Here is a 14,829-nt window from a genome sequence, read left to right on the forward strand (position 1 = left end):
GCTTTGGGCAACGCACGAAACCTCGCCTTTTGGGTCGTCCTGTTCCTGATGATCCTGGCGCTGTTCAATTTGTTCAGCGACGGCGCCACGACCATGAACAGCCGGCAGATCAGCTATTCCGATTTCATCCAACGCGTGGACAATGACCAGGTTTCCGCCGTCACCATCGACGGAGAGGATCTGGCGATCACCGGCACCGACGGCAACCAGTATGCCACCGTCCGCCCCCAGGGCGAGGACATCTCGGACAGGCTGATCGCCAAGAACGTCGACGTGAAGGTGGTGCGCCAGCAGCAGTCGGGCTTCATGTCCCTGCTGGGCGTCTGGCTGCCCTTCATCCTGCTGATCGGCGTCTGGATCTTCTTCATGAACCGGATGCAGGGCGGCGGCAAAGGCGGCGCGATGGGCTTTGGCAAGTCGCGCGCCAAGCTGCTGACCGAAAAGCACGGCCGCGTGACATTCGACGACGTGGCGGGCATCGACGAGGCCAAGGAAGAACTGGAGGAGATCGTCGAATTCCTGCGCAATCCGCAGAAATTCAGCCGCCTGGGCGGCAAGATCCCGAAAGGCGCGCTGCTGGTCGGCCCTCCGGGCACCGGCAAGACCCTGCTGGCCCGCGCCATCGCCGGTGAGGCGGGCGTGCCCTTCTTCACCATCTCGGGTTCGGACTTCGTGGAAATGTTCGTGGGCGTCGGCGCATCCCGCGTCCGCGACATGTTCGAGCAGGCCAAGAAATCCGCCCCTTGCATCGTCTTCATCGACGAGATCGACGCCGTGGGCCGCGCGCGCGGCGTGGGCATCGGCGGCGGCAACGACGAACGCGAGCAGACGCTGAACCAGCTTCTGGTCGAAATGGACGGCTTCGAGGCCAACGAGGGCATCATCATCGTCGCCGCCACCAACCGCCGCGACGTGCTGGACCCCGCCCTGCTGCGCCCCGGCCGCTTCGACCGCCAGATCCATGTGCCGAACCCCGACATCAAGGGGCGCGAGAAGATCCTGTCGGTCCATGCCCGCAAGGTGCCGGTCGGTCCCGACGTGGACCTGCGAATCATCGCGCGCGGCACGCCCGGCTTCTCTGGCGCGGACCTGATGAACCTGGTGAACGAGGCCGCGCTGATGGCCGCCCGCATCGGCCGCCGCTTCGTCAGCATGGAAGACTTCGAGAACGCCAAGGACAAGGTCATGCTGGGCGTGGAACGCCGCAGCATGGTCCTGACGCCCGAGCAGAAGGAAAAGACCGCCTACCACGAGGCGGGCCATGCCGTCGTCGGCCTGTCGCTGCCCAAATGCGACCCGGTCTACAAGGCCACGATCATTCCGCGCGGCGGCGCGCTTGGCATGGTGGTGTCCCTGCCGGAAATGGACCGTCTGAACTTCCACAAGGACGAGGCCAAGCAGAAGCTGGCCATGACCATGGCCGGCAAGGCCGCCGAGATCATCAAGTATGGCGAGGAAGGCGTGTCGAACGGTCCCGCCGGTGACATCCAGCAGGCCAGCCAGCTGGCCCGCGCCATGGTGATGCGCTGGGGCATGTCCGACAAGGTCGGCAACATCGACTATGCCGAGGCGCACGAGGGCTATAGCGGGTCGACCGGCGGCTTCTCGATCTCGGCCGCGACCAAGGAACTGATCGAGCAGGAAGTCCACGACCTGATCGAACAGGGCTACCAGGAAGCCCGCCGCATCCTGATCGAAAAGGAAGCCGAGTTCGAGCGGCTGGCCCAAGGGTTGCTGGAATACGAGACCCTGACCGGCGAGGAGATCGGCAAGGTCCTGCGCGGCGAGCCGCTGGGCGGCGACGACGACACGCCGGGCAGCCTGATCCCGGCGGTCACGGCGATCCCGAAGGCGGGCAAGCCCGCCCCCGGCGGCGATCCCGCCCCGGCATGACGGAAAGGACCCCGGCCCTCGCGCCGGGGTTTTCTTTACGGCTTGCACCTGCGGACGGTCCGGTGCATCCCCCTGCCAGCGAATGGAGGGTCCGATGCAGATCGACGACATCCCGGACATGGCGACGCTGCGCGCCCATATCGATGCGGTCGATGAACAGTTGGTCGCCCTTCTGGCGCAGCGCCACGCGCTGATCGCCCGCGCCGCGCAGATCAAGCAGCAGATCGGCCTGCCCGCCCGGATCGACGAACGCGTCGAGGAAGTTGTCGCAAATGCGGGGCGTCACGCCGCATCGCACGGGCTGGACCGGGCGCTGATCGAGAATATTTGGCGGCAACTGGTCGAAGCTGCCATCGCGCAGGAAGACCGCCACCTGAACGGAGACCGCCCGTGACAGCGACACTGCCCATGACCGCCACCCTGATCGACGGCAAGGCCTTTGCCGCCGACCTCCGCGCCCGCATCGCGACCGAGGTCGAGGCGATGAAAGCGCAAGGCATCACACCCGGTCTGGCCGTCGTGCTGGTGGGCGAGGACCCCGCCAGCCAAGTTTATGTGCGGTCGAAGGGCCGGATGACGCGCGAAGTCGGCATGAACTCCCATGAACACCGCCTGCCTGCCGAAACTCCGCAGGCCGATCTGCTGGCGCTGATCGACAGGCTGAACGCCGACCCGGCGATCAACGGCATTCTTGTGCAGCTTCCCCTGCCCCGGCACATGGACGAGGCGGCGGTTATCAACGCCATCGACCCGGCCAAGGACGTGGACGGCTTCCACATCCTGAATGTCGGGCGCCTGGCGACCGGTCAGAAGGCGATGGTGCCCTGCACCCCGCTGGGTTGCCTGATGCTGCTGCGCAACCACCTGGGAAGCCTGTCCGGCAAGAACGCCCTGGTGATCGGCCGCAGCAACATCGTCGGCAAACCGATGGCCCAGCTTCTGCTGCGCGACAGCGCGACGGTGACGATCGCCCATTCGCGCACCACCAACCTGCCAGACCTGTGCCGGCAGGCCGACATCGTGGTTGCCGCCGTTGGCCTTGCCCGCTTCGTGAAAGGCGATTGGATCAAGCCGGGCGCCACGGTGATCGACGTCGGCATCAATCGCACCGATGACGGTCTGGTGGGTGATGTCGACTTCGACGCCGCCAAGCAGACCGCGGGTGCGATCACGCCGGTGCCTGGCGGGGTCGGTCCGATGACGATCGCCTGCCTCCTGGCCAATACTCTCACTGCGACGGTCCGCGTCAATGGCCTGCCGGACCCCGAAGGCCTGACCCCCTGAGGCAACCGCCGGGGGTTTCACACCCCCGGAACCCCCGTGGGATATTTGAAGTCCAAGGCAGGGTCGTTAATGTTTCATCAACATTCCACTGGCATTGTCGGCACTACGGTACAGGCGGGGACGCCGATGACCGTGTCCGAAGCAGGCGCCTCATCCTTCGCGGGATGGGGCGTTCTTCGCTCCTGCATTGGACCACAAACATCCCGGGGGAGGCGCGCGAAGCGCGACGGGGGCAGCGCCCCCTCCCATGTCACATCAAAGGCATTGACGCCTGCCTTCGCCCAATCGCGCGAGGTGATGGAAGCGACACGTTCCGGCATGGCGAGGAGCGTGTTCCGGGCATGGCAGCAGACGTCGACGATGGCCTCGTAGCTGTCGAAGACCCGGTTCGCGAGGACGTTCTGACGGAGGAACTGGCAGAGGTTCTCGACCGGATCCAGGTCCGGACTGCAAGGCGGCAGCGGCAGCAGGCTAATGTTGGGCGGAATGACGAGGCCTGTAGAGCTGTGCCAGCTGGCACCATCGAGAACGGGGAGTGCGTGCGCACGGGGCGACACCTGCCCGGTGATTTCGGGCAGGTGGGCGTTCATCGCCTCCGTGTTCGCATAGGGTATGACGAGCGCTGCACCGATCCTGCAGGCCGGGCAGACCGCACCGAAGATGTAGGCCCAGGCCCAGCGGCAGTGTTTTGGCGCCCGCGGGCGTGTTCCCTTTCTCGCCCACATGCGTGTCAAGGTTCCCTGCTGGCCCGCCCTGACCTCATCCTGGAACCGGATCTCCAAAGGGTTGGCCCGCGCTTCGTGGGGCACGGCCGCGCGCGCCAACTCGGCAGTGTTTTTATAGACCGCTTGCGTGTCGGCGTCGCACTGCGGAAGGCGCGGCCGGGCCGAAAGACGCGCAAGGCCGAGCCGGTGAAGGATCGCGCCCATGGTCCGCTCCGCCACGCAAATGCCGAACCGCTGCTCAACCACGTCGCAGAGGTCAATCCGACGCCGATGTACAACCCCATCCATTGACGGGACCGGCCCCGTCTCGACGATCACGGCAAGTTGGCGCATCTGCTCGGCACCGAGCCGCCCTGAAAGCGGCCGGTCGACAAGGCCGGCCAACCCTTCGGCACGGTAACGGTGAACCCGGACACGCAGCGTCTGCCGATCCATCCGCAGCTTTGTGCCGCTTCTGTCCGGGTTTTCCCGTCAAGCACAGGCGCCAGCGCAAGCATCCGGCGCGACGCCCGCGCGTTCTTCACTTGAGCCGCCTCCCGCCGCAGATCCGATGCCGAAAGGTCCGTGCGTTTGATGTCCACCGCCATCCTGATCCTCTTCCGCCTTGCAGTGGAGTGAATCAAAAGTCGGCCGCAAAGCAGACAACCTTCAGAGGCGATGGTTCATGCCGCTGGTACTAGCCGTCGAAAAGGCTGCCCTGGGAAGGCACCGTCGGCGCGGCAAGCCCGAGATGGCGCCAGGCACCTGCCGTCAACTGCCGCCCGCGCGGGGTGCGGGCAACCAGGCCCTGCTGCAGCAGATAGGGTTCGATCACTTCCTCGATCGCGTCGCGGCTTTCGGACAGGGCGGCCGACAGCGTTTCCACCCCCACCGGGCCGCCGCCGTAATGTTCCGCCATCTGCAACAGATAGCGCCGGTCGGCCCCGTCCAGACCCATGTCATCCACGCCAAGGCGCGTCAGCGCCGTATCCGCGATCTGCCGGGTCAACCGGCCGTCGCCCTCGACCAGGGCGAAATCCACGACGCGGCGCAGCAGCCGTCCGGCGATCCGGGGGGTGCCACGGGCGCGGCGGGCGATTTCGCGCGTTCCGTCCTGGTCAGCGTCGATCCCCATCAGGCGCGCGCCGCGCTGAACGATCAGGTCCAGTTCGGCGATGGTATAGAACTCCAGACGGGTCGGGATACCGAAGCGGTCACGCAGGGGCGTCGTCAGCAGGCCAAGCCGGGTCGTGGCACCGACAAGGGTAAAGGGCTGCAATTCGATCCGCACGGTCCGCGCGGCGGGGCCTTCGCCGATGACCAGATCCAGCTCGAAATCCTCCATCGCGGGATACAGGATCTCCTCGACCGCCGGGTTCATGCGGTGGATCTCGTCGATGAACAGGACGTCGCGGGCTTCCAGGTTGGTCAGGATCGCCGCCAGATCGCCCGCACGCGCCAGCACCGGGCCCGAGGTCATTCGAAAGTTCACGCCCAGTTCGCGCGCCATGATCTGCGCCAGCGTGGTCTTGCCCAAGCCCGGCGGGCCGAAGAACAGCGTGTGGTCCATCGCCTTGCCGCGCATCCGGGCGCTTTCGATGAAGACGCGCAGGTTCGCCCGCGCCTCGGCCTGACCGACGAATTCCGACAGGGCCTGCGGGCGCAGGGCGCGGTCTTCGGATTCGCCGTCCATCGGTTCGGGACGCAGGGTCGGATCGGGCTGGATCATGCAGGCCCCCACGGACCGTCACCGCGCCCGCTGCGCGGGATGGGCGAGGCGCGTTCGACCATCGGGCGCCCGGCGTCCATCGCCATCAGCCGGGCGATCCGCTCCTCGGTCGCGGGATGGGTCGCGAACAGGCGGTCCATGCGCAACCCGTTCAGCGGATTGACGATGAACATGGAGGCCGCGGCCGGATTGCGTTCCGCCGGGATGTTCAGCGTGCGACCCGCCATCTGCGAGATCCTCGCCAGCGCCGAGGCCAGCGCCCGGGGCTGCCCGCTGATCCGGGCGCCGGTCGCATCGGCCTCGTATTCGCGCGCGCGCGAGATGGCCATCTGCACCATCATCGCGGCCAGCGGCGCGAAGATCATCGCCAGGGTCGCGCCAAGGCCGCCACCCCGATCGTCGCGCCCGCCGGTGAACATCATCATGTTGCCCATCATGGCAATCGCCCCGGCCATGGTCGCGGTGACGGTCATGGTCAGCGTGTCGCGGTGCTTGATATGGGCCAGTTCGTGGGCGATCACGCCCGCGATCTCGTCGCGCGACAGGGCGCGGACCAGACCCTGCGTCACAGCCACGGCCGAGTTCTGGGGATTGCGCCCGGTGGCAAAGGCATTTGGCTGTTCGGTCGGAAGCAGATACAGTTTGGGCATCGGCAGATCCGCCCGCCGTGCCAGTTCCGTGGTCAGCGCGTAAAGGTCGGCGCCCTGCTGCGGCGACAGTTCGACCGCGCCCTGCTGACGCAGGACCATCTTGTCGCTGTTCCACCAGGAAAAGACGTTCATGCCGCCCGCCAGAAGCAACGCGATCATCGCGCCGCCTCGCCCGCCCAGCATCCAGCCAAGCGCCATGACCAAGGCGGTCATGGCGGCCATGAGGATGAAGACCTTGACGTTCCCGTGCATCGGTGTTCCCCCTATTCCTTCGGCGCCAGCAGGCGCAGCGCCGCGCGGATCAACGCGGGGGTTTGGGCGGTGGGTTCCCGCGCCTGTGCCTCGGCCACGGCTTGCGCGGCCTCGCTGGCAGCATAGCCCAGATTGGTCAGAGCGGACAGCGCGTCGGACGTGGCGCGTGCAGCCAGCATGGCGTCGGACGGAGCGGCGGGCTTGGCGGGGGTTACGGCGGTTTCGATGACGGCGGTGTCCGGCTCGACCGCCGACACGCCCATGTCCACGGTGAACGTCGCCCCAAGCGCCATGACCGAGGGCGCCTTGTCCTTCAGCTCCAGCACCACCCGCTGCGCCAGCTTCGGGCCGACGCCGTTGGCCTTGCGGACCGAGGCCCAGTCGCCAAGCGCAATGGCGCGCCCCAGTCCTTCGGCCCCCAAGGTGCCCAGGATCGCCAGCGAGACCTTGGCCCCCACGCCCTGCACGCTGGTCAGCAGCCGGTGCCATTCCTTTTCCAGCATGGAGGGAAAGCCGAACAACTGCAGCAGATCCTCGCGCACCATCAGGTCGGTATAAAGGGCTGTCGCCTGCCCCACCGGGGGCAGGCTGGCGGCGGTGCGTTCGCTGACATGGACGATATAGCCCACGCCCCGCACGTCGATCAGGACGTGATCGCGGGCGCGGTGCAGGATGATCCCGGCGATGCGGCCGATCATGCGGTCCTCGCGATCCGCAGGGTCCGGCCCTGCAAATGACGGGCATGACAGATGGCGATGGCCAGCGCGTCCGCCGCGTCGGCGCTGTCGAAGCTGACGCCGGGCAGTTGGACCTTGACCATGTGCTGCACCTGCTCCTTACCCGCGTGGCCCACGCCCACCACGGTCTTCTTGACCGCGTTCGGGGCGTATTCGCCGATCGCCAGCCCCGCCTCGGCCGGGGCCAGCAGGGCGATGCCGCGCGCCTGGCCCAGCTTCAGCGTGCCGACCGCGTCCTTGTTCACGAAGGTCTGTTCCACGGCTGCCGCGTCCGGCGCATGGGCCGCGATCACCGCCGTCAGCCCGCGATAAAGCTGCAAGAGACGCACGCCCAGATCGCCCGCCTCTGTCTGGATCACCCCATTGGCCACGTGGCGCAGGCGCGATCCCTCGACCAGGATCACGCCCCAGCCCATGTTCCGCAAACCCGGGTCGATGCCCAGAACCCTCATGCCCGCCTCTTTTCCGTTTTCAAAGGCCTAGCACGAAAGGCGAACATTTGCCTAGGGGACAATCCCCTATTCCTCCAGCACGTCCAGAACGCCGGGCACCGCGCGCAGCGCCTGCCGGGCGGGCGTGGTCAGGGGGGCGTCGTTCGCGACCTCGATCTCGATCACCTCGTCGCCCTCGCGGATGCGCAGCAGGACGGGACCGCGCGAACGGGCGGGCACGGTGATTTCGGTCCTGATGCGGCTCAGCGTCTCGGCCAGGCGCGGGATGGTGTCGGTGCCCTGCATCTCCACGGCAAGGCAGCCTGCCCCGGCATCCGCCACCACCTCGTCCAGCGTCGCGACCGAGTTCGCCAGCATCTTCACCTGATCGCCCGAGGGTTCGACCTTGACCTGCAGGACCACGTTCTGCCCCGGCTCCAGCCGGTCGCGGCTGGCGGTCAGCAGGTCGGAAAACACCGTGACCTCGTAAAGCCCGGTCGGGTCGGACAGGCTGACAAAGGCATAGGGCGTGCCCTTGGCCGACTTGCGCTCCATCCGCGCGGCCACGGTTCCGGCGATGCTGGCGACCAGAGGGCCATCCAGGGCCTCGGTGCAGATCTCGGCCAGGGTCTGGACCTTCTTGCGCTTCAGGGCGGGCAGGTAATCGTCCAGCGGATGGCCGGACAGGTAGAAGCCGACGGCCTTGTGCTCCTCGCCCAGCTTTTCGGTGGGCAGCCAGACCCCGGCGATGGGCGCGCGCGGCGGCGGCAGATCCTCGCCCCCGCCGAACAGCGACGTCTGGCTGGACGCCGCCTGTTCCTGCACCGCCGCCGACCAGGCGCACAGCGCGTCCAGCCCCTTGACCACGCGGGCACGGTTGTCGTCCAAGCTGTCGAAGGCCCCGGCGCGGGCCAGCATCTCCAGCGGGCGCTTGCCCACGCGCTTCATGTCCATGCGACGGGCGAAGTCATGGATGTCGCGGAAGGGCTGGTCCCTGCGCGCCTCGTGGATCAGCGTCATGGCGTCCACGCCGACGCCCTTCAGCGCGCCCAAGGCGTAATGGATGCGGCCTTCGCGCACGCTGAAGGTAGGGGCGGACCGGTTCACGCAGGGCGGCACGATGGCAATGCCCATGCGGTCGCATTCGCGCTTGTAGATCGCCAGCTTGTCGGTCAGGTGGATGTCGCAGTTCATCACTGCGGCCATGAACTCGACCGGATGGTTCGCCTTCAGCCAGGCGGTCTGATAGCTGACCACGGCATAGGCCGCCGCGTGCGACTTGTTGAAGCCGTAATTGGCGAATTTTTCCAGCAGGTCGAAGACCTCGCCCGCCTTCTTGGCATCGACGCCGTTCGCCACCGCGCCATCGACGAATTTCGGACGCTCCTTGGCCATCTCGGAGGCGATCTTCTTGCCCATCGCGCGGCGCAGCAGGTCGGCGCCGCCAAGGCTGTAGCCCGCCATGACCTGCGCAATCTGCATCACCTGTTCCTGATAGACGATGATGCCCTGCGTTTCCGCCAGGATCGGGTCGATGCTGGGGTGCAGCGACTCCAGTTCCCGCAGCCCGTTCTTGACCTCGCAGTAGGTCGGGATGTTCTCCATCGGGCCGGGACGGTAAAGGGCCACAAGCGCCACGATGTCCTCGATGCAGGTGGTCCGCATCCGGCGCAGCGCGTCCATCATGCCGCTGGATTCCACCTGGAACACCGCCACCGTCTTGGCGCTGGCGAACAGGTCATAGGTCGCCTTGTCGTCCAGCGGGATCAGGTTGATCTGGTTTTCCGTGCCGGGCGTGGGATCATAGAGCTTGCGCCCGTCGGCGGCGACATGCAGCGGGCGCCCGCCGTCGTTGATCAGGTCCACGGCGTTCTGGATCACCGTCAGCGTCTTGAGGCCCAGGAAGTCGAACTTCACCAGCCCGGCCTGTTCGACCCATTTCATGTTGAACTGCGTGGCCGGCATGTCGGACGCCGGATCGCGGTACAGCGGCACCAGCCGATCCAGCGGCCGGTCGCCGATCACCACGCCCGCCGCATGGGTGGATGCGTTGCGGTAAAGCCCTTCCAACTGCTCGGCATAGTCCAGCAGGCGCTTGACGACCTCCTCCTTGGCGGCTTCGCGCAGGCGCGGCTCGTCGGCGCGGGCCTTGGCGATGCTGACGGGCTTCACGCCTTCCAGCGGGATCATCTTGGACAGGCGGTCCACCTGGCCGAAGGGCATCTGCAACACGCGGCCCACGTCGCGCACGGCGGCCTTGGACAAAAGCGCGCCGAAGGTGATGATCTGGCCCACCTTGTCCTTGCCATAGCGGTCCTGGACATAGCGGATCACCTCCTCGCGCCGGTCCATGCAGAAGTCGATGTCGAAGTCCGGCATGGACACGCGTTCCGGGTTCAGGAAGCGTTCGAACAGAAGGTTGTAGCGCAGCGGATCCAGGTCGGTGATCGTCAGCGCATAGGCCACCAGCGACCCCGCGCCCGACCCCCGGCCCGGCCCCACCGGAATGTCATGGTCCTTGGCCCACTTGATGAAATCGGCCACAATCAGGAAATAGCCGGGAAAGCCCATCTGCTCGATGATGCCCAATTCGAACTCCAGCCGGGCCTGGTATTCGGCGACCGGGACGGCGTGGGGGATGACGCGCAGCCGTGCCTCCAGCCCCGCGCGGGCTTGGCGGCGCAGTTCCTCGACCTCGTTTTCGGCGAAGCGCGGCAGGATCGGCTTGTGCTTGCTGACCGCAAAGGCGCAGCGGCGGGCGATCTCGACGGTGTTCTCCAGCGCCTCGGGCAGGTCGGCGAACAGCACCGCCATTTCCTCGGCCGACTTGAAGTAATGCTGCGGCGTCAGGCGGCGGCGGGGCTGCGACTGGTCCACATAGGCCTTTTCCGCGATGCAGATCAGGGCGTCATGGGCCTCGAACATCGCGGCCTTGGGGAAATAGACATCATTCGTGGCGACCAGCGGCAGGCCCTTGGCATAGGCGAGGTCGATCAGCCCGGCCTCGGACGCCACCTCGGCAGGCATCAACTGGCCGTTCTCGCCCGGATGGCGCTGCAGTTCGACGTAAAGCCGGGTCGGAAAGGCGGCGGCCAGCCGGTCGGCCAGGGCATCGGCCTTGTCGCGCTGCCCCTGGGCGATCAGGCAGCCCAGCGGGCCCGTGGCGCCGCCGGTCAGGCAGATCAACCCCTCGGCATGGGCCAGCAGCTCATCGACCGTCACATGCAGCGGCGCCCCCCCGTCGCGCAGGTAAAGGCACGAGGACAGCGCCATCAGGTTCAGCCAGCCCGCCGCGTTCTGCGCCAGCAGGACCACCGGCCCGGTGGCGCCGTCCTGCAGGGTGATCTGGCAGCCGACGATCGGCTGGACGCCCTTGTCCATCGCCTTCACGCTGAATTCCAGCGCCGCGAACATGGCGTTGGTGTCGGTCAGCGCCACGGCGGGCATCCCGGCATCTGCCGCAAGTCCGGGCAGCTTGCCCACGGGAATGGCACCTTCCAGCAAAGAATGCTCGGAATGTGTGCGAAGATGGATGAATCGGGGGGATTTTACGGCCATAGTCAGGCTTGTAACGCAGCCTGTCGAAACAGCGCAATTGCCCCCGGCGTCAATTGCGCGCTAAGCAGGCCGAAGGTTTGACCAAGGGGACAAAGTTTGACCGACGCGGCAGTTTTCAGGGCCAGGGGGATCGGCAAATCCTATCCCGGCGTCCGCGCCAACGACGATGTGTCCTTTGCCGTCGAACCGGGCGAAATCCATGCCCTGCTGGGCGAGAACGGCGCGGGCAAGTCCACGCTGGTCAAGATGATCTATGGCCTTGTCCGCCCGGACCAAGGGCAGATGCTGCTGAACGGCCAGCCGCACCAGCCCGCCGATCCCCGTGCCGCGCGGGCGGCGGGCGTGGCGATGGTGTTCCAGCATTTCAGCCTGTTCGACGCGCTGACGGTTGCCGAAAACATCGCGCTTGGCATGGAAAACCCGCCCCCCCGCCGGGCGCTGTCGGTGCGGATCGCGCAGGTCAGCCAGGATTTCGGCCTGCCGCTGAACCCCGCCCGCCGGGTCGCCACCCTGTCGGCGGGCGAACGCCAGCGGGTCGAGATCATCCGCTGCCTTTTGCAGAACCCGCGCCTGCTGATCATGGACGAACCCACCAGCGTCCTGACTCCACAGGAAGCGGACCTGCTGTTCGCCACCCTGCGCAAGCTGGCCGACGGGGGAACCGCGATCCTGTATATCAGCCACAAGTTGGAGGAGATCCGCACCCATTGCGACCGCGCGACGATCCTGCGCGGCGGTGTCGTGGTGGACAGTTGCGACCCGCGCGACCATTCCGCCCGCACCCTGGCGGCGATGATGGTCGGCGGAGAGATGCGCCCCATCGACCGCAGCGGACGGCAGTCGGGCGAGGTTCTGTTGCAGGTCCGCGCCCTGTCCCAAGCCGCCCCCGCGGCCGAGGGCACGGCGCTGAAAGGCATCGCCCTGACCCTGCGGGCGGGCGAGATCCTGGGCATCGGCGGCGTCGCCGGCAATGGCCAGGACGAACTTCTGGCGGCGCTGTCGGGCGAAATCCGCAGCGCCGCCGGCACGATCCTGCTTGAGGGCGCCGACCTGTCCCGCCAGGGCCCCGAGGCGCGCCGCAGCGCCGGCCTGCTGGCCGCGCCCGAGGATCGGCTGGGCCATGCCGCCGTGCCCGACTTCAGCCTGACCGACAACACGCTGCTGACGGCGGGCGCGCGCAAGGGACTGGTCCGCCGGGGCCTGATCGACCGCCCCGCCGCCCGCGCCTATGCCGAGGCGGTGATCCGCGCCTTCGACGTGCGCACCCCCGGCCCGGGGACCGCCGCCAAGGCGCTGTCGGGCGGCAACCTGCAGAAGTTCGTCATCGGCCGAGAGGTCATGCAGGCCCCCCGCGTGCTGGTGGTGAACCAGCCGACCTGGGGGGTGGACGCCGGCGCCGCCGCCGCCGTGCGCCAGTCGCTGCTGGATCTGGCGCGGTCGGGGGCGGGCGTCATTGTCATTTCACAGGATCTGGACGAACTCTTGGAACTCTCCGACCGCTTCTGCGCGCTGAACGAAGGCCGCCTGTCCGATCCCCGCCCGACCGAGGGCCTGACCCTGGACCAGATCGGCCTGATGCTGGGCGGCGCGCACGGGATGGAGGTCGCGCATCTATGATCCGCCTTGTCCCCCGCACCGACACCGCTGCCCTGTTGCAGGTCGCCACGCCCGTCATGGCGGTGCTGGCGACGATGCTGGCGGGCGGCATCCTGTTCGCGATCATGGGCTATGACCCCGTGGCGGCAATCCGCACGATCTTCTGGGACCCGCTGTTCGGCCCCGCCTCCGGCTATTCGCGCCCGCAGCTTCTGGTCAAGGCGGCGCCGCTGATCCTGATCGCCTCGGGCCTGGCCGTGGGATTTCGCGCCGGCATCTGGAACATCGGGGCCGAGGGGCAGTACATCATCGGCGCCATTGCCGGCGCGGCAGTGGCCCTTGCCGCCTATCCCGCGCCCGAAATGTGGATCTTCCCCGCCATGGTCATTGCGGGCGCGGCGGGCGGCTGGGCCTGGGGCATGATCCCGGCGCTTTTGCGCAACTGGTTCGGCGCGTCGGAAATCCTCGTGTCGCTGATGCTGGTCTATGTCGCGCAGCGCATCGCCGCCTGGATGGCCTTCGGCCCCATGAAGAACCCCGAGGGTTTCGGAATGCCCGGCTCGCGCAACCTGCAACAGTATCCGGCGGCCTCGAACCCCGAACTGATCGCCGGGACCGGCGCGCATTGGGGCGTGGTCGCTGCCCTTGTCGCGATCCTGGCGACCTGGTTCCTGATGTCGCGCCACATCCGCGGCTTCCACATCCGTGCGGCAGGCATCGCCCCCCGCGCGGCCCGTTTCGCCGGCGTGAAGCCGGAAACCCTGGTGGCCTTCTGCCTGGGCCTGTCGGGCGCGCTTGCCGGCATGGCGGGCCTGTTCGAGGTCGCAGGCCCCGCAGGCCAGATCACCGACCAGGTGGGCGTGGGTTACGGCTTCACCGCCATCATCGTGGCCTTCCTGGGCCGTCTGCATCCGGTCGGCATCCTGCTGGCGGGGCTGCTGCTGGCCCTGACCTATATCGGCGGCGAACTGGCGCAACTGACGCTGAACCTGCCCGCCGCGACCGTGCAGGTGTTCCAGGGGATGCTTCTGTTCTTCCTGTTGGGTTTTGACCTGCTGACCCGCTTCCGCATCACCCGGAGGGTCACGGCATGATCGACCCCGTTGCCCTGTTTCTGCTGCTTCTGTCAGCCTCCACACCCATCCTGTTCGCCGCCCTGGGCGAGTTGGTCGTCGAACGCGCTGGCGTCCTGAACCTGGGGGTCGAGGGGATGATGATCACCGGCGCCCTGGCCGGGTTCGCCGCCGCCTATCACACGGGCAACCCTTTCCTGGGCTTTGCCGGCGCCGCCCTCGCGGGCGCGCTGATCGCCCTGCCCTTCGCCGTGCTGACGCAGTTCCTGCTGTCCAACCAGGTCGCCTCCGGCCTTGCCCTGACCCTGTTCGGCCTGGGCCTTGCCGCGCTGTTCGGCAAGCCCATGGAGGGGGTCAAGGCGCCCGCCATGTCGCCCGGTCCGCTGGGCCTGAACTGGATCGTCTGGCTGGGCCTGCTGATGGTGCCCGCGATCTGGTGGTTCCTGAACCGGTCCCGCGCGGGGCTGATCCTGCGCGGCGTGGGCGAGAACCACGACGCGGCCCATGCGCTTGGCTATGACGTGCGGCGCGTGCGCATCGCGGCCATCGCCTTCGGCGGGGCGATGGCGGGCATTGGCGGGGCGTTCATCTCCATTTCCACGGTACTGCAATGGACCGAGGGGATGACGGCGGGCGCGGGCTGGATCGCGCTGGCCATCGTGGTCTTTTCCAACTGGACCGCGCCGGGCGTGCTGGCGGGGGCATGGCTGTTCGGCGGCGTCACCGTGCTGCAACTGCGCCTGCAGGCGGCGGGCGTCCGGGTGCCGGTGCAACTGCTGTCGATGGCGCCATACCTCGCGACGATCATCGTGCTGGTGGCGATCTCCGCCCGGCAGAAGTTCAGCCGCCGCGCGGGCGGCACCGCGCCCGGATCGCTGGGACAGGATTTCCACGCCCTGCGCTGAAGCCGGGCTTATCAGAG

General features: G+C 67.5%; 11 protein-coding genes and 1 pseudogene. 6 read left to right on the top strand and 6 right to left on the bottom strand.

Going from position 1 to position 14,829, the window contains the following annotated elements; genetic code table 11:
* The first annotated feature begins 3 nt into the window (after nucleotides 1–3).
* The 3 genes from ftsH to folD all read left to right on the top strand — a co-directional run bounded on the left by ftsH (nucleotide 4) and on the right by folD (nucleotide 3,177).
* Complete coding sequence (gene ftsH, locus J0F76_RS03880; protein WP_207465941.1) at nucleotides 4–1,893, top strand: ATP-dependent zinc metalloprotease FtsH; 1,890 nt, start codon at nucleotides 4–6, stop codon at nucleotides 1,891–1,893.
* A 94-nt stretch (nucleotides 1,894–1,987) separates the two neighbouring features.
* A complete protein-coding gene (locus J0F76_RS03885; RefSeq protein ID WP_242689973.1) occupies nucleotides 1,988–2,287 on the top strand; it encodes a chorismate mutase in 300 nt (99 codons plus the stop codon).
* A 14-nt stretch (nucleotides 2,288–2,301) separates the two neighbouring features.
* Nucleotides 2,302–3,177 carry a bifunctional methylenetetrahydrofolate dehydrogenase/methenyltetrahydrofolate cyclohydrolase FolD gene (gene folD / locus J0F76_RS03890; protein WP_207465943.1) on the top strand — a complete coding sequence of 292 codons (876 nt, stop codon included), beginning with the start codon at nucleotides 2,302–2,304 and terminating at the stop codon, nucleotides 3,175–3,177.
* A 266-nt stretch (nucleotides 3,178–3,443) separates the two neighbouring features.
* Here folD and J0F76_RS03895 read toward each other — a convergent pair.
* The 6 genes and pseudogenes from J0F76_RS03895 to dnaE all read right to left on the bottom strand — a co-directional run.
* A pseudogene (locus J0F76_RS03895) lies at nucleotides 3,444–4,489 on the bottom strand (IS630 family transposase); the annotation flags it as partial.
* 89 nt (nucleotides 4,490–4,578) lie between these two features.
* Entirely contained in the window at nucleotides 4,579–5,610 is a 1,032-nt protein-coding gene (gene ruvB / locus J0F76_RS03900) for a Holliday junction branch migration DNA helicase RuvB (protein ID WP_207465945.1), read from the bottom strand.
* Nucleotides 5,607–6,512 (bottom strand): zinc metalloprotease HtpX, encoded by a 906-nt coding sequence (gene htpX / locus J0F76_RS03905; RefSeq protein ID WP_207465947.1) that lies wholly within the window; start codon nucleotides 6,510–6,512, stop codon nucleotides 5,607–5,609. The genes ruvB and htpX overlap by 4 nt, the downstream gene beginning before the upstream one ends.
* A gap of 11 nt (nucleotides 6,513–6,523) precedes the next feature.
* Nucleotides 6,524–7,210: a Holliday junction branch migration protein RuvA gene (gene ruvA / locus J0F76_RS03910; RefSeq protein ID WP_207465949.1), complete on the bottom strand. Its 687-nt coding sequence runs from the start codon at nucleotides 7,208–7,210 to the stop codon at nucleotides 6,524–6,526.
* Complete coding sequence (gene ruvC, locus J0F76_RS03915; protein WP_207465952.1) at nucleotides 7,207–7,701, bottom strand: crossover junction endodeoxyribonuclease RuvC; 495 nt, start codon at nucleotides 7,699–7,701, stop codon at nucleotides 7,207–7,209. Before ruvC ends, ruvA begins: the two co-directional genes overlap by 4 nt.
* Nucleotides 7,702–7,767: 66 nt before the next feature.
* The gene (dnaE, locus tag J0F76_RS03920; protein WP_207465953.1) at nucleotides 7,768–11,238 is read right to left on the bottom strand and encodes a DNA polymerase III subunit alpha; all 3,471 of its coding nucleotides are present in this window, start codon (nucleotides 11,236–11,238) and stop codon (nucleotides 7,768–7,770) included.
* A 96-nt stretch (nucleotides 11,239–11,334) separates the two neighbouring features.
* On the opposite strand from dnaE, the gene J0F76_RS03925 reads away from it, so the two are divergent.
* Genes J0F76_RS03925 through J0F76_RS03935 form a run of 3 tightly spaced genes read left to right on the top strand, consistent with a single transcriptional unit; the run spans nucleotide 11,335 to nucleotide 14,812 of the window.
* On the top strand, nucleotides 11,335–12,855 hold the full coding sequence (locus J0F76_RS03925) for an ABC transporter ATP-binding protein (protein ID WP_207465956.1): 1,521 nt from the start codon (nucleotides 11,335–11,337) through the stop codon (nucleotides 12,853–12,855).
* Nucleotides 12,852–13,928: an ABC transporter permease gene (locus J0F76_RS03930; protein ID WP_207465958.1), complete on the top strand. Its 1,077-nt coding sequence runs from the start codon at nucleotides 12,852–12,854 to the stop codon at nucleotides 13,926–13,928. Before J0F76_RS03925 ends, J0F76_RS03930 begins: the two co-directional genes overlap by 4 nt.
* The gene (locus J0F76_RS03935; RefSeq protein WP_207465959.1) at nucleotides 13,925–14,812 is read left to right on the top strand and encodes an ABC transporter permease; all 888 of its coding nucleotides are present in this window, start codon (nucleotides 13,925–13,927) and stop codon (nucleotides 14,810–14,812) included. Before J0F76_RS03930 ends, J0F76_RS03935 begins: the two co-directional genes overlap by 4 nt.
* Nucleotides 14,813–14,829: the final 17 nt, after the last annotated feature.

Source organism: Paracoccus fontiphilus, assembly GCF_017356265.1.
Taxonomy (GTDB): domain Bacteria; phylum Pseudomonadota; class Alphaproteobacteria; order Rhodobacterales; family Rhodobacteraceae; genus Paracoccus; species Paracoccus fontiphilus.